At 39.7% G+C, this 22,666-nt stretch carries 18 protein-coding genes and 2 pseudogenes; 5 read left to right on the forward strand and 15 right to left on the reverse strand.

Going from position 1 to position 22,666, the window contains the following annotated elements; genetic code table 11:
- Positions 1–7: 7 nt before the first annotated feature.
- From F972_RS04680 to F972_RS04695, 4 genes are read right to left on the reverse strand one after another with little or no spacing between them, the layout of a single operon-like run.
- Positions 8–3,139 carry an efflux RND transporter permease subunit gene (locus tag F972_RS04680; protein WP_004644604.1) on the reverse strand — a complete coding sequence of 1,044 codons (3,132 nt, stop codon included), beginning with the start codon at positions 3,137–3,139 and terminating at the stop codon, positions 8–10.
- Positions 3,140–3,151: 12 nt separating this feature from the next.
- A complete protein-coding gene (locus tag F972_RS04685) occupies positions 3,152–4,630 on the reverse strand; it encodes an efflux RND transporter periplasmic adaptor subunit (RefSeq protein ID WP_002124879.1) in 1,479 nt (492 codons plus the stop codon).
- A gap of 11 nt (positions 4,631–4,641) precedes the next feature.
- Positions 4,642–5,841, reverse strand: a complete 1,200-nt coding sequence (locus tag F972_RS04690; RefSeq protein WP_004644605.1) for a TolC family protein — start codon at positions 5,839–5,841, stop codon at positions 4,642–4,644.
- A 45-nt stretch (positions 5,842–5,886) separates the two neighbouring features.
- Complete coding sequence (locus F972_RS04695) at positions 5,887–6,336, reverse strand: hypothetical protein (protein ID WP_002116830.1); 450 nt, start codon at positions 6,334–6,336, stop codon at positions 5,887–5,889.
- A gap of 309 nt (positions 6,337–6,645) precedes the next feature.
- Here F972_RS04695 and F972_RS04700 point away from each other — a divergent pair.
- Positions 6,646–6,923: pseudogene (locus F972_RS04700) on the forward strand (helix-turn-helix domain-containing protein); the annotation flags it as partial.
- Between the two features lie 56 nt (positions 6,924–6,979).
- Here F972_RS04700 and F972_RS04705 read toward each other — a convergent pair.
- The 3 genes from F972_RS04705 to F972_RS04715 all read right to left on the reverse strand — a co-directional run bounded on the left by F972_RS04705 (position 6,980) and on the right by F972_RS04715 (position 11,247).
- A complete protein-coding gene (locus F972_RS04705; RefSeq protein WP_004644607.1) occupies positions 6,980–7,942 on the reverse strand; it encodes a hypothetical protein in 963 nt (320 codons plus the stop codon).
- A 42-nt stretch (positions 7,943–7,984) separates the two neighbouring features.
- Positions 7,985–8,986: a YagK/YfjJ domain-containing protein gene (locus F972_RS04710; RefSeq protein WP_004644609.1), complete on the reverse strand. Its 1,002-nt coding sequence runs from the start codon at positions 8,984–8,986 to the stop codon at positions 7,985–7,987.
- Between the two features lie 455 nt (positions 8,987–9,441).
- Positions 9,442–11,247, reverse strand: a complete 1,806-nt coding sequence (locus tag F972_RS04715; RefSeq protein WP_004644611.1) for a helix-turn-helix domain-containing protein — start codon at positions 11,245–11,247, stop codon at positions 9,442–9,444.
- A gap of 175 nt (positions 11,248–11,422) precedes the next feature.
- On the opposite strand from F972_RS04715, the gene F972_RS04720 reads away from it, so the two are divergent.
- Complete coding sequence (locus F972_RS04720; RefSeq protein ID WP_025469167.1) at positions 11,423–12,367, forward strand: hypothetical protein; 945 nt, start codon at positions 11,423–11,425, stop codon at positions 12,365–12,367.
- Positions 12,368–12,460: 93 nt separating this feature from the next.
- On the opposite strand, the gene F972_RS04725 is transcribed toward F972_RS04720, so the two are convergent.
- Complete coding sequence (locus F972_RS04725) at positions 12,461–13,342, reverse strand: hypothetical protein (protein ID WP_004644613.1); 882 nt, start codon at positions 13,340–13,342, stop codon at positions 12,461–12,463.
- A gap of 184 nt (positions 13,343–13,526) precedes the next feature.
- Here F972_RS04725 and F972_RS04730 point away from each other — a divergent pair, with 184 nt between their 5' ends.
- The gene (locus tag F972_RS04730) at positions 13,527–13,799 is read left to right on the forward strand and encodes a pyocin activator PrtN family protein (RefSeq protein ID WP_004644614.1); all 273 of its coding nucleotides are present in this window, start codon (positions 13,527–13,529) and stop codon (positions 13,797–13,799) included.
- On the opposite strand, the gene F972_RS04735 is transcribed toward F972_RS04730, so the two are convergent.
- Positions 13,783–14,931 (reverse strand): site-specific integrase, encoded by a 1,149-nt coding sequence (locus F972_RS04735; protein ID WP_004644615.1) that lies wholly within the window; start codon positions 14,929–14,931, stop codon positions 13,783–13,785. The genes F972_RS04730 and F972_RS04735 overlap by 17 nt on opposite strands.
- Before the next feature lie 133 nt (positions 14,932–15,064).
- Here F972_RS04735 and dusA point away from each other — a divergent pair, with 133 nt between their 5' ends.
- Both dusA and F972_RS04745 read left to right on the forward strand, forming a co-directional pair.
- The gene (dusA, locus tag F972_RS04740; protein WP_004756091.1) at positions 15,065–16,081 is read left to right on the forward strand and encodes a tRNA dihydrouridine(20/20a) synthase DusA; all 1,017 of its coding nucleotides are present in this window, start codon (positions 15,065–15,067) and stop codon (positions 16,079–16,081) included.
- Between the two features lie 260 nt (positions 16,082–16,341).
- Positions 16,342–16,821: a CHAP domain-containing protein gene (locus F972_RS04745; RefSeq protein ID WP_004756092.1), complete on the forward strand. Its 480-nt coding sequence runs from the start codon at positions 16,342–16,344 to the stop codon at positions 16,819–16,821.
- A 13-nt stretch (positions 16,822–16,834) separates the two neighbouring features.
- On the opposite strand, the gene F972_RS04750 is transcribed toward F972_RS04745, so the two are convergent.
- The 6 genes and pseudogenes from F972_RS04750 to F972_RS16215 form a co-directional block, all read right to left on the reverse strand.
- The gene (locus tag F972_RS04750) at positions 16,835–17,596 is read right to left on the reverse strand and encodes a tRNA threonylcarbamoyladenosine dehydratase (RefSeq protein WP_004756093.1); all 762 of its coding nucleotides are present in this window, start codon (positions 17,594–17,596) and stop codon (positions 16,835–16,837) included.
- A gap of 232 nt (positions 17,597–17,828) precedes the next feature.
- The gene (locus F972_RS04755) at positions 17,829–18,641 is read right to left on the reverse strand and encodes a TatD family hydrolase (protein ID WP_034422374.1); all 813 of its coding nucleotides are present in this window, start codon (positions 18,639–18,641) and stop codon (positions 17,829–17,831) included.
- A 36-nt stretch (positions 18,642–18,677) separates the two neighbouring features.
- Positions 18,678–19,583: an RsiV family protein gene (locus F972_RS04760; RefSeq protein WP_004764140.1), complete on the reverse strand. Its 906-nt coding sequence runs from the start codon at positions 19,581–19,583 to the stop codon at positions 18,678–18,680.
- Positions 19,584–19,688: 105 nt separating this feature from the next.
- Entirely contained in the window at positions 19,689–20,516 is an 828-nt protein-coding gene (locus tag F972_RS04765; RefSeq protein WP_010589194.1) for a hypothetical protein, read from the reverse strand.
- A 69-nt stretch (positions 20,517–20,585) separates the two neighbouring features.
- Positions 20,586–22,178 (reverse strand): peptide chain release factor 3, encoded by a 1,593-nt coding sequence (locus F972_RS04770; RefSeq protein ID WP_004681760.1) that lies wholly within the window; start codon positions 22,176–22,178, stop codon positions 20,586–20,588.
- A gap of 160 nt (positions 22,179–22,338) precedes the next feature.
- Positions 22,339–22,591, reverse strand: a pseudogene (locus F972_RS16215) (Fic family protein); the annotation flags it as partial.
- Between the last annotated feature and the right edge of the window lie 75 nt (positions 22,592–22,666).

The following is a 22,666-nucleotide window of genomic DNA, read 5'->3' on the forward strand; positions in this document are numbered from 1 at the left end:
GTTTCACCTAGGCTTCTTGCTGCTCAGAAAAATCATCTGATTGCTTTTTACGTCCTTGGTTAAACCAAACGTATAGCGTAGGCAAAATAATCAACGTCAATAAGGTCGAAGATAAGATTCCGCCAATCACAACAGTCGCAATTGGTCGTTGCACTTCAGAGCCAATCCCAACATTCAATGCCATAGGGATGAAACCTAAAGATGCCACTAAAGCCGTAATTAATACTGGGCGAAGTCGTTCCAATGCACCGTGTCTAACAGCTTCGAGTAGTCCTTCACCTTGATCTCTAAATCTCTGGATTGCAGACACTAGAACTAAGCCATTCAGTACAGCTACACCCGACAGTGCAATAAAACCAACGGCTGCAGAGATAGAGAATGGGATATCACGTAAGGCTAAGGCAATCACACCGCCCGTTAAGGCAAATGGCACACCCGTAAAGACCAGCACGCTATTTCTGACATTTCCTAATGCCATATAGATCATGGCAAAAATTAAGATCAAAGCGAGAGGTACAACAATCATTAGACGATTTGAAGCTGATTCCATTTGTTCAAATGTACCGCCCCATGTCAGCCAATAGCCTTCAGGTAATTTAAAGTCAGCATTCAACTTAGTCTGTGCTTCTTCGATATAGCTACCAATATCTGTACCACGGACGTTCGCTGTAATCACAATTCGGCGTTTACCGTTTTCACGTGAAATTTGGTTTGGACCCTGAACATTTTTCAATTCGATCAGTTCAGATAAAAGTACGCTTGAACCATCAGGCAAATTCACTGGAACTTGATAAAGCTTTTCTAAATCCGTAACAGAGTTTTGGTCCATTCGAACCACAATATCGAACTTACGATCTCCCTCAAAAACCTTACCTGCTGTTTGCCCCGTAATCAGACTGGATACTTGCTTTTGTACATCTTCAGCATCAAGACCGTAGTTGGCGATCATGTCTTTTTTAAGTTCAACAGAGACCATTGGAAGCCCACTCATCTGTTCAACTTTTAAGTCGGCTGTTCCATTCACACCTTCTAAAATTTTCGCTGCAGCATTTGCAGATTCAAGCAACTGATCTAAATCATCACCATAAATCTTCACTGCAACATCTGTACGGACACCTGAAATCAGTTCGTTAAAACGCATTTGAATCGGCTGAGTGAACTCATAGTTGTTGCCATAAACGCCTTTTGCCACACGTTCAATATCGGCAACGATAGCTGATTTTTCCTTGTCAGGATTCGGCCATTCGCTACGTGGTTTCAATATCACAAAATTATCAGCGACGTTTGGTGGAACTGGGTCAGTCGCAATTTCAGCTGTCCCCACTTTGGCAAACATGGTTTTCACTTCAGGAATTTTGACGATTTCTTTTTCAAGCGCATACTGCATTTCAACAGCTTGAGTTAAAGAAGTTCCAGGAATTCGAAGTGCATGTAATGCCACATCACCTTCATCTAATGAGGGAATAAATTCGGAACCTAAACGAGTTGAAAGACTCGCACTGAATACAAAGAAAATTGCTACGAACGCGATCAGCTTATAACGATGACTCAAAGACCAATCTAAAATTGGGCTATAAACTTTCTTAATGAAATGAACAATCTTCGATTCCTCTTCCTTAATTTCGCCTGTCGTGACCAAAGCCACCATTGCAGGAACAAAAGTAATCGAAAGAACCATTGCAGCCACGAGAGCCATAACAACTGTAGCTGCCATCGGTGTAAACATCTTGCCTTCAACACCAGTAAGCGTCATGACAGGCAGATACACTAAGATAATGATCAATTGACCATAAAGAATCGCTTTTCGAGATTCTCTAGTTGCTTCAAATACGGTAATAAAACGTTCTTTACGCGTCAGAATCCGACCCAACTCTTTTTGCTTCATCGCTAATTTTGCAAGTGAAGCTTCAACAATAACGACAGCACCATCGACAATGATCCCGAAATCTAGCGCCCCTAAACTCATTAAGTTTGCACTTATTCGTTGATTCACCATGCCAGTAATGGTCATGAGCATAGATAAAGGAATCACCATCGCAGTGATGAGCGCTGCACGGAAATGTCCAAGGAATAAGAAGAGAACAACAATAACGAGGATTGCACCTTCAAGAAGGTTTTTCTTTACTGTGTCTATCGTTGCATCAACCAAAGTTGTACGGTTATAAACGGCTTTCGCCTCAACACCGTCTGGCAATGACTCTTGGACTTTTTGTAACTTTTGATCTACTGCGTGAGCAACATTTCGCGAGTTTTCAGCAATCAGCATAAATGCAGTACCTAGGACAATTTCTTGCCCATCTTTAGTTGCTGCACCTGTACGTAGCTCGTGACCAATTGATATTTTTGCCACATCCTTCAATCGAAGAATGTAACCGCTACTTGCCGTAATCGGGATATTTTGAATTTGCTCAATTGAGTTAATTTGAGAATCCGAGCGAATCAAATACTGCTCACCATTCTTCTCAATATAACCAGACCCTTTGTTCATGCTATTTTTAGAAATAGCATCCAAGATATCCTGCTGATCTAAGCCAATGCTGCGTAAATATGCATAATCCGGCTGTACCACGAATTGTTTTAAATAACCGCCAATGGTATTGATTTCATTCACACCTTCAACATTTCGAAGCTGTGGTTTAATCACCCAATCTTGCAAGGTTCTTAATTCAGTCGGTGATAATGGGTTTGGATTATCTTTTGCGTTCTCAACGGTGTACATAAAGATTTCGCCAAGCCCTGTTGAAACAGGTCCCATTGAAGTCGATATGCCACCCGGAAGTGTTGATGTGACTCCTTGCAACTTTTCATTCACAAGTTGTCGAGCAAAATAGATATCCGTGCCTTCCTTGAAAATCGCCGTAACCTGAGATAAACCATATCTCGATACAGAACGTGTGTATTCCAGATTAGGAATACCAGCCAAAGCCGTTTCAATTGGATAGGTCACTTGTGACTCCATCTCCATTGGAGATAAGCCTTGCGCTTCACTATTGATTTGGACTTGTACATTGGTAATGTCAGGTACAGCATCAATCGGCAGTTTAAAATAGTTATAAACGCCAAATGCACCGATAAACAGAAAGACAATCAGTACAAGCCATCGATTCTTGATCGAGAGCTTAACAATTTGATCAAACATAGTCGCTACCCCTTAGTGATCATGAGTAGCGCCAGATTTACCCAGCTCTGCTTTTAATAAATAGGAATTGCCTGCTGCATACACCTGACCTGCTTTAAGACCAGATTTCACCTCAACAAAACCGTTATATTTATCGCCTAGTTCTAAAGGACGTGCTTCAAAGTCATTTCCTACACGGATAAATACCACATCCCAATCACGGAAGTTTTGTAATGCATCTTCACGCACAACCATGGCTTTCGTGCTTTGATTTTCAAATATTTGTGCGGTAACAAGCTGACCAGAACGCCATTTAAACTGGTTCGCAATTTCAATAAAGACTTGAGCAGTACGTGTTTTCGGATCAATCACATCACTAATGTATTTAATCTTACCCAGTGCTTCCTCCGTACTTTCCTGTACTTGAGGTTTAACGGTTACTTTTGCATTTGGATTAATTGCATTCAGCTTATCAGCCGGCACATTGACCACTGCAAGCAACTGTGAGGTATTGGCAATTTTAAAGAGTGGTGAAGCTGGTGTTACATTTGAACCAACCGCAGCAAGCACTTGTAAAACTGTGCCCGACATTGCTGCTCTTACCTCAATCGTTCCATTACCTGAACCACCGTAAGAGCTGATTAAGCTATTCAGCTCATTAGCACGAGTCTGTGCATCATCGTATTCACGTTTTGCATTGATATAGTCAATTTCAGGCGATACACGTTTTTGAAATAATGCGCGTTCCTGTTCCATTTTTTTGCGAGAAAACTGCAAATTATCCAAAGCAATAGATCGCTCAGCATTTAAACGGATCAGATCTTGGCTTTGAACAGTCGCTAACAGATCACCTTGGCTGACTTTATCACCAATCGTTCGATAAGTTTTGATTAGTGTTCCGCTTGCTTTAGGTGTAATAAAACTTTCAAAATTATCGGGAAATTTAAGCTCGCCTTTGAGCTCAAGCGCATTCTCAAAAGTCATAGGTTCAACTTTAAGAAGTTCTAAACCGCTGCTTTTGATACTGCTATCCAGCATCGTTACACGGCCTTCTTTGGTATCCCATTTCCAGCTGTGTTTCTTGCCTTGATAATCAACATTTATCACCATCAAGAACGAATGCGGTTCATAAACAATTTCATCGCCAATCAAGTAATCACTTTCAGGTTTGAAGCGAATGGTTTGCTCAGCATCTAAACGCTTAATAAAAATATTCGCGTTAATCTCACTCGGCTTTAAAGGCTGATCTTTGTAGTAGCCATAGACACGTAAATGCGGCTCTACACCTTCTTCAAAAATTTTTACCTCTGCCGAAAAGTCTCCATCACGATATAAGCGACCACCATGTGGACCTTTTTCATCACCTGCGACAGCAGCTTTTTCTTCGATAGCTTCACCATGTGCTGAAGACGTCTGTGATTTGTTTCCTGTTTTATACCAAGCCAGAGCACACAACATGACAAGTAAAGCTATAACGCCTGTAGCAATTACTGTATTCTTTGGTTTATTCATATTCTCTGCCCTTATTCTTGATCTAAATTCGTTACATAATTTCGTTCAACTTCTGCAATCTGATTTTGCAAAGCCAACCACAGATCAAATCGAGCGAGATGTTTGTCTAACCAAACTTGTTTAATGCTATTAAATTCCAATAATGAAATTTTTCCTGCCTGATAACCCATTTCTGCAATGCGTAAACTTTCTTTTGTTGCAGGTAAAACAGATTGGTCATATTGCTTGATTGCATCAATCAAACTGGATACCTCAATAGATTTGTTATCCAATTCAATCTTTGAATTTCGATTGATTAATTCTGAACGAGTTTCAGCATTGGTTTGCTGTGCTTGAGCGAGTGCAATATTTCCACTGTTGCGATTGAATATCGAAAGCGGAATAGAAGTGGAAACCAAAAAAACTTTGTCATCTGTTTCTTGATAATTACGTACACCAACGCCAAGCGTGATATCAGGAACCGCTTCTTTTCTTGCTAATTCAAATTGAGTTTTTGCCTGCTGCTTTTTTAGTAAAGCCTGCTTTTCAGATAAGCTAACCTTGTCAGTGAAGTTAATCGTTAAAGGAACATCTATAGCATTGGCTGGCAAATCAAAAGCAAATTTTGAACAGAGATTTTTCTGAAACTGAACCTTTTTCAGCTCATTTTGATAACGTAACTTGGACTCAGCAGATAAAGCTGAATTAAGCTGAACATCAGATGGAATCACACGTCCATACTTTAGCTTTTCATTTAAAACTGTTGCTTGTCTTGCACTCAGCTTGCTCTCTGCAGCATAAATTTCTGCTCGCTGAGCAGCTGCATACCAATTAGACATACAGATTCGAAAATCAGCTTTTAACTCTGCTTGTCGTTGAGTAATCTCAAATTGGTTATTATTTCCTTGCAAACCTGCCAATTGCTTACGCAAAGCGAGTTTATTATTCAACGGAATTTCTTGGGACAAACCCATGAATGCAGTTGGGCCATCCAAATCTTTCAGCTTAGAATTACCCAAATTATCCAATTCGACATTGAAAGTTGGATTGTTCATCCGACCAGCATATTTTTGATTTACATCATAAGCTTGCTGAGATTGCTGCAAACTTTTTAGAACTGAATCATTTGCAATAGCTTGCTGCTGTAACTGTGCATAATTTGTTCCTGCTAATAACTGAGGAGCAATGATGACTAAGCCACAGGCGAAAATTACCTGACTTTTTTTAGACATGACTATACCTATACAAAAAATGAAAAATATTTTTGTATAGTTAAATCAATTCCTTAGAACAATGAGAGTTTTGGTAAATGCGTAGGTATTACAAAGAAAGGGAATCCTTTTCCTAAGCTTAAAAGAACGAATTGGGCGTTCAAATAAACCTAAAAATAAGAGGATTAAAGGTAAAGCAAAACTAAGGAAAAAGACTGGATCAATTGAGAAATGATCATCAGCTTGAATTGGTTTTACTGAATGATGAAATGCGGGTTCATCATAACTTGTCCAGTTATGATTTTTTTTATCTTGATCTGCTGTATTCAGAACTTCATCATGATGAACTAATGACCATTGGCTAGAATCTTCTGTTTCTACAGAAATACTCAGTTCATGATGATGATCTAGATTTTTTGCTATTACAGGCGCCCACGTATAAATCCCCGTCGTTGTTATAGCAAACAAAAACAGGACTGATACGAGAATAAGCTTAAAAAACTTATTAGCCAACATAGCAAGTCAGATCAAAATGAAACGTGAAAAGAATACTGAATAGCTTCTAGGAAGTAAATCCTATATGAAAATATATCTCAAATTTACAAGCTATCTCTTTATCAATGGATAGCTTATGGGAAATGAAGCTTTATTTAGTTATTTTCTGGAACTGTACTAAAAGGATTTAAGCTGTACCTAGTTTGAGCTAGTACAAAGTAAGCTTACTTATCTTAGAGGTGGTGGCAATTGAACTCATCCAAAATCTCCAATGAAATCTAGTCATTAAATGTGTGATTCATAGACATCATTTCAATATAATTGGTGTCTATGAACAGAGAAATTCAACAAAGACTCGTATGGGTTAAATTATTTGAAGAGACCAATGATGCTGGCCTAGTCTGTCGGAGATGTGGCATTTCTAGACCAACATTACGCAAGTGGTGGAAACGATATTCTGAGCAAGGTATTGATGGATTAAGTAGTCAGAGTAAACGCCCATTAAAATCTCCAAATACTAAAATCAATGCTGAGCTAGAGGCCTTAATATTGGAAATGCGCTCGGCTAAAATCTGGGTGCTCGACGTTTGCAAACAGAATTGATGAGAAGGATAATCTGGGCAATGTAGAGCATCAAGCAAGTGGAGGACTCTGATATAAATTTTCAGCGTCGTACAGGTGCTCCATCAAACCATTTAAAACCTTTGGGGTAGATGCAGATTCTATTCGCAAGTCCATGCCTTCCTGTTTGATTTTCAGGCATGCTATTTAATGCACTCAGCGGACATTGGACGTCTTCTTGAATAATTCGATCAATCCGAAACATCTGTTCAGCATCAACCACACTATTTTGATCTGTCAGACTAAGGCAACTGCAGGTACCCATATAATTCGTGACCTGGGCCCAGCAACGCTCTATGACACTGCAATAAAATAATGGATCAGCATAGAGTGATCGGTTAAAGCTCAGATAAAAGTGGATCACATACCGCTGCTGAACATCATCCCGTACAATTTGATAAAAGCGGTAAATGGCTTGTGTTCTATACCAATACTCAGCTGCTAGACTTTTTTGGAAATTTGATAAAAATCGCTCTAACTGTCGCAAATCGATAATTTCATTTCCACCGTCATTTAGACTTAGTTCCAGTTTTAAATCCGCTGCATCAGGATAGATCTGGCTTGTATTACGGTAGGATTCTCTCAACTTTTCAGTCCGCTTTTCGTAGCACTCATTCAGCTTATGCATTTCTTCAGTTAAGCTGGTGCTTTCAAACAGCACTCTCAGCCGCTTTACGATCTTATCGATATAAAAACCAGCGCTTCTTTGCGCCGTGACCTCAAAGAACCGAATCTGCTCTTCCTGTAATACACTGCAGTAAGCCTGAAAGAACTTGTCTGCCCAAAAGGAAAAAGACAAATGCTCATGAATGCCAACAGCCATCATCCTGCGCCATGCTGAAAAATAACCAGACAGTTTCCGCTTGAACTCCTGATCTATATTTTTTTGATGAGCATCGTAATCAGTACCTTCTGGAATTGGAGCAAAGCGAATCGTTTGGTAATGCTCTAAAACGTCTTGTTCTAATCGGGGTGCTGTAACAAACTCTAACTCTGAATGGCTCATGTATTGTCCTATGAATCAATTGATTTCATAGAACTGGCATGTTCATAATTTTTTAAACCAAATCTCCTCTTCCAGCTTTGCTAAAGCGGTCTGCGCATCCCATTCTTTGATTCTTCTATTTTCTTCTGTATCAGGTATTGGGCGACCATGATGCTGATAATCCCCCTTATAAAACGTTTTACGCCCTCGTGGTTTAACCAATAACGACTGCTCGTATTTATCAGGGTCACTGAGATAAGCAACTGCACCCAAAGCATTGTTGCCTTGTTCGGGTGTCGTTCGACGAATATCTCCAATACCTAAACGACCTTGCTTCTCGTAGTTCTCTTTATTCGCTGTCGTGTTGATGTTCCGCCCAAAACCCTTATCGAATGTGATTTCCTTCCACTTATCGATCACTCCCTCAGCAATTTTATAATCACTCTTATGCTTCGATCTATTAATCACCAATGTTAAATGAGCATGAAAGCCTTTGGTTATACCCTGCTCCAGTGCGATCGCATAGGTCAAAAGTGCATCAAAATATCCATTCTTATCAGTGATCAAATCACGTAGTTTTCCGATATGCTGATAGAAGTCATTTACAGTAATTTCACTCATGCTGTCCTTGCTATAGCTCAAATCCACTCTGATCACTAGAACCGAATAATACCCCTTAATTGCACCTTCGAACTCCTCAAGTAATGCCACTCGATTCAATTCTTTCCGCCTCGCAAAGCTTTTGATCTCATCACGTATCAGCCCTCGATGCGCATGTAATATCCGTCTTAATGCCTTAATTTCCCCTATTGAAAGCCCTGTCAGATATTCAGCAAAGCTAAGCATGCCACGTTGGCTATTGACGTATTCAGTGACTGCAATAAATGCCCGAATCGATGCTGCATACTCAAGCCCTTCTTGTTTAAACGCTTCAAATGCACACCATAAGCGTTCGAGATTGAAAATGAACGCTTCATTCGGCATATCAAAATTAAGACATACATCCACAAAGGTATGAATGGCATACATCACCCCTGCCTGATGATCTAAATCGGATTGCAACACGTTGAACTTCCTTAACTATGATTAACGTCATAGTTAAGCAATCGACTTATTTTTTTAAATAGTGTTTTTATCTAGAGTAAGAACAAGTCATCCACTATTCGCATATATCGAATAGTGCTCTCATCCTGCATGGCTATACTCAATAGCATCGTCCACATTGGGATATCTATTCAGCTTGTATGACATATCAAACTGTTCTTATAGGTATGAGTAATAGTGATTGTATTGATATATCGAGTATTTATAGTTCTATACGCTACAGTCATTAATCTATTATTAGTATTAATCTATATATTAATAATAGATAAAACCGTCTTAGCGTAAAAGCAATAACCATAGCCCAGCCGATCAGTAGGATTTCTAGACCTTCGGCTAAGCTCGGCTTTTTATATATTTTAGCGTTACGATAGTTAAGTCAGAAAAATGGTTTTTCAAAAAAAACTTAGCGCAAAAAACTATTCGAATAATGACAAACAGTGATGATGCAGCAGTCCGTAATCTTTAAGTTCTGCCAGTGTTGGTGAAGTTTCTGTTATTTGCTGTGTAGGAAAATCAAAGCGAGTTCCATCCTGAAAGGGTTCTTGAAACGCCAATTCACTTAAGAAATACCTGTTAGTTTCCGCATGCTGATCAGGGACAAAGCAACAGCTGTATGTATTCTGTATAAATGACCGAGGTAAAATCCTAAAAGGCGTCACTATTTCAGTTGCATTTACCAACACCCTTTCCAAACTACTTTTAGTTGCACTGAGTTTTTGGTCAATATCAGAATGTTTCCGCATACATTGCTGAAAAAAATAAATTTGGTTATATGCAATTAGATCCATAAGGGCCATTAAAAACTGATGAATTCTGGACTGCTCAGCATTTAACTTGAAGGTGATCATTGATTCAATTTTATCAGACTCATTTTTTAGCGTCATATCCTCTTTGATTGTTTTGATTTGAGTCGCTTGCAATGAATACGGATAGAGAAAGTCTGTGCACCCTAAACGCTCAAAGCTTTCATCATCGATTACTACTGGGTTAGCTTCTTTCAGCATTTTAAAAAGCGATTTATTCTGACTGTATATCTGGCAGCACCACTGTTCAAGCAAGCTTTGAAAAAGACCTAAGCGGTTGTTCATCCCGCTGAGTTTAGTATGCTGGATAGATGCTAAATGACCCAAAACCGCCTCATCCTTCAAAATATATTCATGCGGCTTTAAATAAAACGTCGCTGATAATGGGTTCTCTGGATGTAACCGCTTTAGCTCGACATAATGATCATATAACTTCATTATTTCCTGCTGTTGTAACACAACATAATTTGCATAACCTACAGCATCACGAGACCGAAGAATAAACGGTTTCATCCAGCACAAAGGATCATGTAACAGATAATAGTTTTTGCAATTCAACACCTTCGAGCCAGCATCTGAATCTTCACTTTTAGTGTTTGACAACAAGTCGCTCTTTGGATTCAGCATGGTAAAAATAGAGGCCACTTTCTGAACTTCAAAAACATGCGGCTGGGGGTACTTCAAAATATAAAATTTGCCGAAGATCGCAGCATCCCCCCAAAACCTATGCGAAAGGGTTAAAGCGTATATTGGAGACTCTGTTTGAATAAAACTATTTCGAATTGCGCCATCCGCTTGGCAGCGGATAAATCCGTTTTTTTTAAGCTGCTGTATAGCACGATAAATAGATTGCTTGTTTAAACCCGTGGCTCGCTCAATTTCACCAATTCCACACCCTATAACAATCCCAAACGAGTCTGCACCGTAAAGCAACCGTAATAAAACAAGATAACTTCGATAATCAAGATAGCAGTCGATCTCTATTTTTTTAGGTGAATTGCTAATACTTATGCCATCACTCTTTATAAATAAAGTCTGAATTAATTTTAATAAAGGGATCTGCCTAACCATACGCTTATTACTATTTTCTAACCATTCAATAGACGTGGCTGAATCAAGCCTTATATAAGTAAGATTAAGTTGTAAATGACGAACTCTAGACCTTTTTCCAGTTTCAGGAAAATCTATTTTTAATATTCCCTGTTGTTCCAACTCATTCAATACACCCCGTAATTTTTTAACCTGTATGCCGATCACTTTTGATAATTCACCGAGTGGCAATGATGTACTTCCGACTCCAAAATTTCTGATAAACGTGATTAATGCCCAAAAAGCATAGGCTGAAATTTGCCCCTCCACCCTTTGATAGAAAGCCATAAATAGCGCCAAAAAGCGCTGTTCAGAATCGTGGATACTCATGCTAAAAAATCCCACTCATCAAGTTCTTATTTGTGTATAAGTATTTTACAGTAATACTGATAGGCACGAAATGATAATTAAAATTTAATTTTTTAACAGTTACTATATAATTAATATTTACTTAATATTTAATTACTGATATATAAATGTTAATTAAATATTTATGAATTTTAAAATGGTACGACCACATTTAACCTTAGATAAATGGTTATCGACTGATACGGACTTAAAAAAAAATTTCTTGGATCAAGAGAGCTACATGAAGGAAAGTCTATTAACTAGGCTTGATAAACCTGGCCAAAAGATTGTTTACACATCTACAAATCACCCCCAACCTAGATCAAATGAGAATTTAATATCAGATTCTCTAGAAAATCTGGCTAGGCCATCCCACATAAACGAAATATTTACAAACCCTCTCATATGTGAGACAACAAATTTTATTATTGAAACTAATGATGAACATTTTTCAATTTTAAAAAAGAAATTCCTTTTATTTAAATACCACTCTGAGAAAAAGAAAGCCAACCGTATCACCAAACAAATCACAATGGACGAAAATATATTAAAACAACTTGAGAAAATTAAAAAAAATTGTAAGTTTAAAAGTCTAGATAACTGCTTAGAATTTTTAATTGATGCACATAATTTTAAATTAAGTGAAAAAGATAAAATAATATCAAGACTCAAAAAAGAACAGAATTCAAATCATGATTCTAATTTAAAGCAAGAATTGAAATTAAAGGATGAAAAAATTACAGAACTCGAAAAAGAACTCGTGCACCAAAAAAATATCATCCACGTAAACATGAGCAAATCTGCAAAAGAATTTGAGGAATACCTAATTCAATTGGCTACAAATCAAACCATTGAATTAGAGAAAATTAAAGCTTTTTTAGGCGAGATTAACGAAGCAGATCAACAAAGCATTAACCAAACTCTTGCACCCGAAGCACTTAGCGAAATTGAAGCTCAATTGAGAAATGAATGCGCAAAACAAAAGCAATTTTTAACAATCAAAAATCAACCAAATACCAATTATGCTTTAGGGTTTGATCAGCATCATCAATATGGCAATACCGTACAAAATGACGATGAAGTTGTACCAGCTCAAACCTGAGCTAACAGTTACTCTTTTCTAGGAGCAAGCAGCAATAGTACACCTCATCCACTTGCTGCCTAAGAACGAGCCCCCTCATCAGCTTAATGATATTCATAATTGAACTTGGATAATCTCTTTCAATAAATCAGGACGACGCCTTAAGTGATTGACCAGCACTTCATCGCAATATGCTGTATTAAATGGGAGTTGCTTTTGCTGTGGAAAATACCGCTCTGGATGCTGTAGAAACTGTTCCCATTTTTTATTTTCATTCTGTAATTCCCTGATCTGGTTTAGATAGGTTCTATCCTGAATTTTAAATGACACACCAAAATCATCATCTTCACAGGTGTCTTTATTTTCGTTATTTTTTCTGGCTTCTGTTAAATCTAAAATTTTCTGTTTATTTGTCTCTAATCTGCTTTGAACCCATTGCAAATCAAACTCTCTAAACTTGATTTGCAGCGTGGGTAAAATCAGTTGTACTGCCTGCGAAACATTTTTAAATCTGCCATTTTTTTGAGCATAACCAGTTAATTCTGAATAAAATATTTCAAGCTTTTTATGCAACAGCGGCGCATATCGTTTTCTTATATTCAAAATTCCATTGATTCTACGCTTCAAACTCGGGTTACAGGTGTAGACTCTACCGCCTTCATCAACAACCAACTCAATATATTTATTTAATATTTCAGAATATTTCTCATTAATCTGCTGCTGTCTATAATCACGAATCCCCTCTATTACCGTATTAATTTGACCAAGCAAATTCAGCAAGTCCTGTACCGAATACGTTTCACCAAAGAACTGCTTTTGGCTATGCTCTACCATCAGTTCAACCAAAAATTCGCGTTCTGACGCTTCAAACTCAGTCTTTGGGTCAGGATCGCTTATTATTTTATGTTCTCTTAAAAAACGTCCAGCATGATCCAAAAAGCAATTCAGAATTTCATCCTGCAATTGCTCAAAATCAAGAAGTATGCAATTTTTCATTTATGAATCTAAATAATAGTTTTCAATATGTTATACCACAACTCTAGTAAAATATTATTTCTAATTATTAGTATTACATAAAGACCTACATCAAAAAAATAAGATTAAGACATAGGGATGGTCAGCCTTACTTCAAAGGTGACCCATTCAAATTAAAAAAGTTTTATGTATGGAATACCACTTCATGAATTGCTTTCAAATTAATACTACCGAACTACTTTTTATAAAGTATCGTTCTATGACCGTTGAACTAATGACAGTAGTTTCTGACTATTACCCCCACCTCAGCAAAGCCGAAGCACTGAGAAAAGCGAATAATCAACAATTCCCTTTCTCAGTATTCAAAATAGATAAAAGTAAACGTGCTCCATTTTTGGTACACATTAAGGATCTTGCTGCTGTCTTGGATAAGCAATATTCAGAGGCATCCAAAGATTTTGCTACGTTTCATCGATGAGGCGTAGCACCTCCTCCAACTGTAATATATTTCTTCTCGCTTTCACTGATACATAACGCTGTAAACTCCCCCAAGAATCGTGCAAACTTACTTTCTGAATTTCAGGAATAGTAAAACTCTGTTCAGCTAATCGAGTACAGCCTTCATGTCTCAAGTCATGAAATCGTAAATCTTTAATCCCCAAAATTTTACAAGCTTCTCTAAACTCTTTACCCAAACTTTTGGGATTCAAAGGCAATAACAAATTTTCATTATGTCCAAGCTTTAGCATCCGTTCTCGAACTTCTGAATATTTCAGTCTTTTGATCAGCTCCTTACAAGGATCAAGTACATCAAATGACTTATGATTACCTTTAGAACCATTAGGATTCTTTAAATCATGCACTTTCCACGTTGAATGATGTGGGTCATAATCTCGAAGATACAATCGTGTTAATTCAGCTTCACGTCTGCATGAGAAAATTGCAAACCACATAATCAAATGCATTGGGTATTTAGAGCCATAACGATTTAGCTTCCATCGTTCTGCAAAATACTTCGTCAATGCAATCAATTCATCTCTCGAAGGCAGTCGGTCTCTTTTTTGACTGGAGGATATTTGACGTGTTTTTCTTAACTGAGCAGTAGCCTTATCAAAGCTATTTAAATCAATACCCATTTCCCACATAACAGCAGCATGAGAAAGAACACCTCTGATATGTAAAAGCTCATGTTGCAGTGTACTAGTCGCAATAGGTTCAAGATCGAGGTACGGAATTCCACCCTTCCTTAAAGCCACATGCTCGGCCAAATGTACTGATTTTATTTTTGTGATAATATTGCGCGCAATTGGTAGCTTCTTAATTAAGAGCAGAGAATAGCGTTTCGTCCTTCCGTACTCGCTCCCGACTTCATCCAAATATTTATCTATGGCATCTGATAAGGTCAGATCAATCAACTTTTCTTTGCCAAGCAAAATATCAGGATTTTCTTGAATTTCGACTTCTCGTTTCTTAATCCAGTTTTCAGCTAATTTCTTTGAGTGAAATGTTTTACTTTCAGAAAAAGCAGGAAAGCCCTTTCGAGTGATTCGAATCGCAGCACGATAGTTAACTTTACCATCTGCACCTTTCCTTGCTGTAATTGACCCCATAATTTACACCAAAAGCTATTTTTTCTATTATGGTGTAAAATTTGGTGTAAATGCAAACGGATTCACCCACCTAAACACAGGTTCAAACAAATTCTCGCAGGTTGCAGAATATAGATTAAAGGTATGATTTTTAATGACTATTAACAAAAACATTGAAAACACTCAATCTCCGAGAATCAGCGTAGCCCCGATGATGGATTGGACAACCAAAGACTACCGTTTTTTTGCCCGCCTATTTAATCCAAATGTCGTTTTATATACCGAGATGGTCACTACAGGTGCGATCATTTATGGTGGCGCCAACCGCCATTTGGACTTCAACAAGGAAGAGCATCCCATTGTGTTGCAGCTCGGTGGCTCAAATCCACAAGAGCTAGCTACCTGTACCAAAATGGCTGAAGACTGGGGTTATAACGAAGTTAATCTGAATGTCGGATGCCCAAGTGACCGTGTCCAGAACAATAAGATTGGTGCATGTTTAATGGCTGAACCAGACTTGGTGGCTGAATGTATTCATAGTATGCAAAAAGCAGTGTCGATTCCTGTCACCGTGAAACATAGGATCGGAATTGATGACATGCAGTCTTATGAAGAAATGCTGCATTTTGTTGACACTGTTGCGGCAACGGGCTGTACTCACTTTATCGTGCATGCGCGGATTGCCATTTTGCAGGGCCTGTCTCCAAAAGAGAACCGTGAAGTACCACCCTTACGTTATGAAGATGTCTATCGTCTCAAGCAGGAACGTCCTCACCTGACCATTGAAATCAATGGTGGCATCAAAACCTTTACAGAAACGCAGCAACATTTACAGCATGTCGATGGGGTGATGATTGGCCGTGAAGCCTACCACAATCCTTATTTACTGGCTGAAATAGGCCAGTTATGGAATCTTGAGGCCCCAAATCGTTTTGATATTATGCAGCAGATGATGCCGTATATTCACCAGCGAGTAGCTGAGGGCGCACCACTTTCAATTATCACACGTCATATTCTGGGATTATTCCAGAACTTGCCAGGCGCACGTAAATGGCGTCAGGCACTGAGTGGTGGCAATGCAAAAACCATTACCGATATTGAAAATGCCATTCAGAATATTCAGGCAGCCATGCAACGTACTGAAGACTACATAAAAGAACATCAATCTTGATTGATGTTCCAAAAAATGTGACACAAATCACATCAAGAAATATCATTTTACAAATATTAAGATTCAAATTGATGGAAATATAAGCTATTTAAAATTAAGAAAATCTTCAAAAAGTTTTCTTAAATAATTTATTATAAAAACCCCAAATTGTTATATTATTACATTACATTTTAGTTTTTTTAAAATTTATCGCTTACTATGTGCCGCGTACGGATTCTGGCACACGTTCAGTTGTTTTGAAAATGCGGTAGAGATTTACAATGATTTATGATGTACCTTCAGTTGACCACAGCATAATATATCCACCAGCACATCAACTGATTATTCCTTATCGGGAGATGCCAAGGCTGCCATCAACGCCAACCATTGATGTAAGCAAGTTTTCTGAAAAGTTAACCACGCGTGCGTCCTATCGTAGCTCATCCCAGTGCGCCAAATTCGTTAGGATCGCCCTGCAATCTGCGGGCGCCAATATTGTTCAGCATCCTGTCGCCGCATCAGACTGGGGCCGTACCTTGCAGCAGATTGGTTATCAAAAAATCACACCTGAGTTTAATAATCCACAACCAGGTGACATTTATATTATTCATCGCACCAAAAAACATCGTTATGGACATATTGCAGGTTTTACAGGTTCGCAATGGGTTTCTGATTTTAAACAAACCAGCTATGACGTGTACAAAGATCCCAATGTCACCTACAGCTATTACCGCCTGGCACCACAATATCCGCAGGCTTAATTTATTGGGCTGTTTAAGCCCTGATTTTATCCAGCTTCTTCATGACTTCAGCCACCGCAACCATTGCAAAGCTTGAAGTCACCACCACCGCCGATCCATAGCCACCACAGCGCAAACCTGCAGTTGCACAAACATCAGCGCTTGAAAATGGATTGTCGATGGAGTAAATGCAGGTAATTCCAAACTTGTCTTTCGGCTTTTTACAAATGCCTTTGGAACGTAGTTGTGTGCGTAGTTTGGCAAGCATTGGGTCCTGTTCTGTTTTGGATAAGTCCGCCACTCGAATCTTGAGCGGGTCAAGTTTTCCACCTGCACCGCCTGACACAATCAACGGGATTTTGTTAAAACGGCAGTACAGCATCAAAGCCAACTTAGCTTTGACATCATCAATACAGTCTAAAACGATGGTTGGGACAGGATCCAGAATCTCTTTGACATTCTCAGGTGTGAGATAGTCATCAATCACATTGACTTTCATTCGTGGATTGATTTGACGGCAACGTTCCGCCATCACCTCAATTTTTTCCTGTCCAAGTGTCGAGCTCATTGCAGGCAGTTGACGGTTGATGTTGGATGCGGCAACCACATCCATATCCACCAGCGTCAGCTCACCAATGCCTGTACGTGCCAGTGCCTCAACCGCCCAGCTTCCCACACCACCAATACCAATCACCATGACATGGCTTTGCTCGTAGTGTGCAAATGCATTTTCTCCATAAATTTTGGCCACGCCAGCAAAACGGCGGTCATATTCATCATTTTGGAGATCGGTCATGTGCTCATCTAACTTCAAAAAATCATGGTTATTTTACCTGAATCGTGATCTGGATTAAATCGCATCAAGGCTCACTGAATCATGAAAGATTAAAGGCCTGTAAAGTACAGGGCTTTAGCCTCCCAGTTTGGCGATTTCATTTGTTTGTTATGAAGTGCTTTTTCACTCTAAGCCAGTTTAAGAAATGATGTGTTCCCTTTTAGTTATCTTATTTTTAATGGGATTATTGTTATTATTGTAAATGCAAGGCTGCCAATGAGTTTTGCCATAATTGCTCGGCAAGCTGGTCTTGTGGTTGCCCAAGGGTTTGCGCCAAACTATCTAAAACATAAGGCAGATTCACAGGCGTATTTCTCGTACGGTGCTCAGTTGAGGTCTGGCAACATAAAGGTGTCATATCAGGGCAATCGGTTTCAATCACCAGACGTTCAGCGCCAATCGCCTGTACCACCTGATGCAACTTTTTGGCATTTGGATTGGTGATTTGCCCCGTCACACCGATTTTAAAACCCAGTTTGACTAAGGCTTTAGCTTCCTCCACACCACCACTAAAGGCGTGCGCAATACCACCAAGCTTGAATTTCTGCGCCTTTAAAATGGCAAGGGTTTCCGCATGTGCTTTACGGATATGCAGTAGTACAGGTTTTTGATAATGCGTTGCCAATTCAAGTTGGGCATTAAAATAATGCTGTTGTTTGGCAAATGCGTCTGGCCGTTTATGTTGCTTTAAAAAGGTATCCAACCCAATCTCGCCCACGGCGACACAATCATGCTGCTTTAACACCTGCTCCAGTCGTTGTAGATGTGCCTGTTGATGTTGCTCAATATAAAAAGGATGTAAACCAGGTGCGAGATAGGATTGCGGGACATTTTCCCAGTCTTGTAACTGTTGGTGGGTCTGAATGAGTTCATCAAAGCGGGATTCAATAAAACCGATGAGAACCAAAGCCTCTACCCCAACCTGTTTCGCCTGTACAGCCAAATGTTGCCGATCATGGTCAAAATCGGCAACATCAAAATGGGTATGGGTATCAAATAGTTGCATCATTTTATTAAAAATCCCACTTTATAAAAGAGGGATTTAAGGAGATTTATTTGCCACAGGCGTAGATGCTGCTGGTGCTTCCACCTTTGGCAAATATTCAGGTTTTAACACACCCTGTAATTTGTTAAATGGAATCACCAGACGTGGCAGACCGACCACATAAGGACCAATTTCATATTCAGCATATTGCAGAATTAAGCCCTGCTCTCCCAACAGGAAGTTGTCAGTGACCTTAAACGGCCAGGCCTGTTCATATTCTTCAGGGTTATTGGCAAGTTTGGTGTCTACAATCCAGACCTTGAATGCATCATGTGCCAGCTTGTCCAACGTTGCCTTTTGTTTTGGCAAGAGCAGGTCGTTCAATTGCACCTGTTTTTGATTGGTCAGGTCAAAGTTATAGTAGCGTTGCGAGGTTGAACCATGTGCGCCACCCAAATAACTGCTGCTATTCAACACAACCGTTGCCAGTGTGCCCTTAGACTGTAAAATCTTTGGTTTAATCATCAAACTGATTTGATGACTGCTGCTCAATGCTTTCAGTTCTTCATCAATCTTGATAAATAAATTGGCATACAACTGTGCCTGCGCGTCCAGATTTTGCTTTTGCTCAGCGGTCTGTACGCTAGAGGCGGCGGTATCCTGATCGACAATTTCAAGCATCTTGCCGAGTTGACTCAGTATTTCCTGATCAAGTAACTGGTCAATAAACGGAAAGTTACTCTGCAAGCGTTCAACGCTAAAATCTGGACAGGTATTGCCCTTACACTCAGGCAAACTTACCTGCACCTTGACCGTTTCACCACGCAAGGTCGGCTCAGTCTGTGTCTGTACAACAGGCTGCTCTTGTGGCTTGTCCTCTGGCTGCTTAGGTTCTGATTTTGGCTGGCATGCGGCAAGTAGAATTGCACACGCCAGAACGCTAGATTTATAAAATGTTTTCATCGAAGAACCTGCAAGCATTGTGATTACACAAGATTTTTAAATGCTAGCGGACTTCACCGCAAACCGCTAGTGATACATGCAATTCCTATACGCTTGTTACAAAGATTAGAACATTTGTTGATAAATATCAGGCTGTAGCATCTGTTTACTCTGTTCGGTGCTTAAATAAATATCCAGTTGTGGTGCATCCTTACTAATTTCATTGGCACGGTAATGCACGCCAATGCCCTCACCATCGAAGAACCAGTCAGCCTGTCCCCAATACAGCTTTTTCGGCACCTGTTTTTTGACTTCTGGGGATTGTTTATCAATCCATTGTTGATAGTGTGCCTGAATAATGTCATTCAGTGCATTTTGCTGATTCTTCTGAATCACATCCAACACGCTGAGGCTTTTTTGTAGTTTACGGTCTGCAACAAAGAAATAGAAACGGTCCTTGACCGCAATATCTTCTTGCTGGGCATTTACCCCCACTTGCAGCAACACATACTGATTTCGCTGTGATGCAATACGAGTATTCAAATGCAGCTCGTAGGCCTTGTTTTTTGAATATTTATCCTGCCATTCATCTGACTTTTTCACATAGGCGTTGATGGCCTGTTGCAAGGTCAGGTTTTTATTCTGTTCAATCTGTTGCTGGATTACGTTGGCCTGATTTTTTGCAATCCATGTATTCAGCCATTGATCCTGAGTTTTAATGGTTTGAATGTCGACATCAATACAGTTTTTCTTTTCACAAAATGGCAAGGCATAATCCGCCTTGGCCTCCTGCATATTGAGATAGGGTAAAACCTCAGCTTTCTCACCTGCTGCAGTATGCTGTTCAGTTGCCTGTGCTGAATCAGTTTCATTTTTCTTTGGATGATCACATGCCGTTAAAGCCATCATTCCAATCATTAAACTAACAGCAAAAAGTGGTTTTAAAGTATTCATCTCATCATGCCTTATTTTTAGTTCGTGCAATTAAAAACAGCCTCTAATTAGAAGCTGTTTTTATATATTTTAGTGTTCCCGTGTGTTACGGAACTGAATATCTGGCCAGCGTTCCTGCATCAACTGCAAGTTGACACGGCTTGGCGCCAAATAAGTAAGGTGCCCACCACCATCAACCGAGAGTTGATCATGGGCTTTTTTCTTAAATTCATTCAGAATCTTTTCATCATCACAATGAATCCATCGCACGGTATGTACATTTACAGGCTCATAAATACAGTCCACCTTATATTCTTCTTTTAGACGATACGCAACCACATCAAACTGTAACACACCCACCGCACCCACAATCAGGTCATTGTTGATTTGTGGCATAAACACCTGTGTCGCGCCCTCTTCCGACAGCTCTTTCAGGCCTTTCTGCAATTGCTTGGACTTTAACGGATCACGTAAACGCACACGGCGGAACATTTCAGGGGCGAAGTGTGGAATCCCCGTAAAATGCAGGTTTTCACCACTGGTAAAGGTATCGCCAATCTGGATGGTGCCGTGGTTATGTAGACCAATAATGTCCCCAGGCCAGGCTTCTTCCAAATGCTCACGCTCACCCGCCAGGAATGTCAGGGCATCACTGATACGGACGTCTTTACCGATACGCACATGATTCATTTTCAAGCCTTTTTCATATTTACCTGAGCAAATACGCATAAAGGCAATACGGTCACGGTGTTTCGGGTCCATGTTGGCCTGAATTTTAAACACGAAGCCTGTAAAACCCTCTTCATTGGCATCGACAGTACGTTCCTGAGTTGGATGCGCCTTAGGTTCTGGTGCCCAGTTGATAAAGGCATCCAGCACATGGTCAACCGCAAAGTTACCCAATGCCGTACCGAACAGCACAGGGGTTTGCTTGCCTTGCAGAAACAGCTCGCGATCTAATGGTTCATTTGCCATCTGTACCAGCTCAAGTGACTCCTCAAAAGAGGCCCAGGCCAATTCGCCGACTTTTTCACGAATATCCGCATGGTCATAACCATCACGCACTTCAATATCAGTAATGGTTGAACCAAAACCTGCTTTATACACATAAAACTTTTCTTCGATCAGGTTAAACACCCCAGCGAAGTCACGACCTGTACCAAGCGGCCAAGTGATCGGCACACATTTGATTTTGAGAACGTTTTCAATTTCATCCAACAGCTCTAAAGGCTCACGGATTTCACGGTCCATTTTGTTGACGAATGAAATGATGGGTGTGTCACGCATGCGACACACTTCCATCAGTTTAATGGTACGTTCCTCAACGCCTTTTGCACCATCAATCACCATTAAGGCAGAATCCACGGCAGTTAAGGTACGGTAGGTATCTTCCGAGAAGTCTTCGTGTCCTGGGGTATCCAGCAGGTTGATGGTGTGCTTTTTATAGGGAAACTGCATCACCGAGGTGGTAATCGAAATACCACGTTCCTTTTCCATTTCCATCCAGTCGGATGTTGCGGAACGGTCAGACTTACGGCTTTTCACCATTCCCGCAACCTGAATGGCCTTACCCCATAACAGCAGTTTCTCGGTCATGGTGGTCTTACCCGCATCGGGGTGGGAAATAATCGCAAAGGTGCGTCGCTGGGCAACCTGTGCCGCTAGTTCATCTTTAAAACTCATGAGAAAAATCTACAATATGTACACAGTTATGTACACATTTCTAAATATGTACTAAAACTGAAAAAGTGGGAATTCAAAATTGGCGTAATTGTAGCAGATTTAGAGTTATATAGGCATAGTGGGTCATCCAGTCGCTCATATGGGTTTGAGCCATCTAGTTTTATACACTCAATCTATATCTTTGCTTTGGACTTTTTGGTTTGTCTGAAATTGTACGTTCAATCAACCCTGCCTCTATAGCTGGATTAAGGTAATCCTGTTGGATAGTGGGATAAGCCCAGTAAAGACATTACTTCTATCAAACTATACTCTTCTTGCCCCATAACTGAAACAAAGCATTGAACATGATCACCAGCTTGTACGGTAGCTTGATCGGTATCATGTACGGTGACTTGATCGGTTGCTGATGAATTCTAAAATGACATCAAAAATTATTTTTCAATCCAAGCCCTTAATAAGGAGCAGAACAACCTACTCCTTAACCTTAT

It is taken from the genome of Acinetobacter sp. CIP 102529, assembly GCF_000368325.1.
Lineage (GTDB): Bacteria > Pseudomonadota > Gammaproteobacteria > Pseudomonadales > Moraxellaceae > Acinetobacter > Acinetobacter parvus.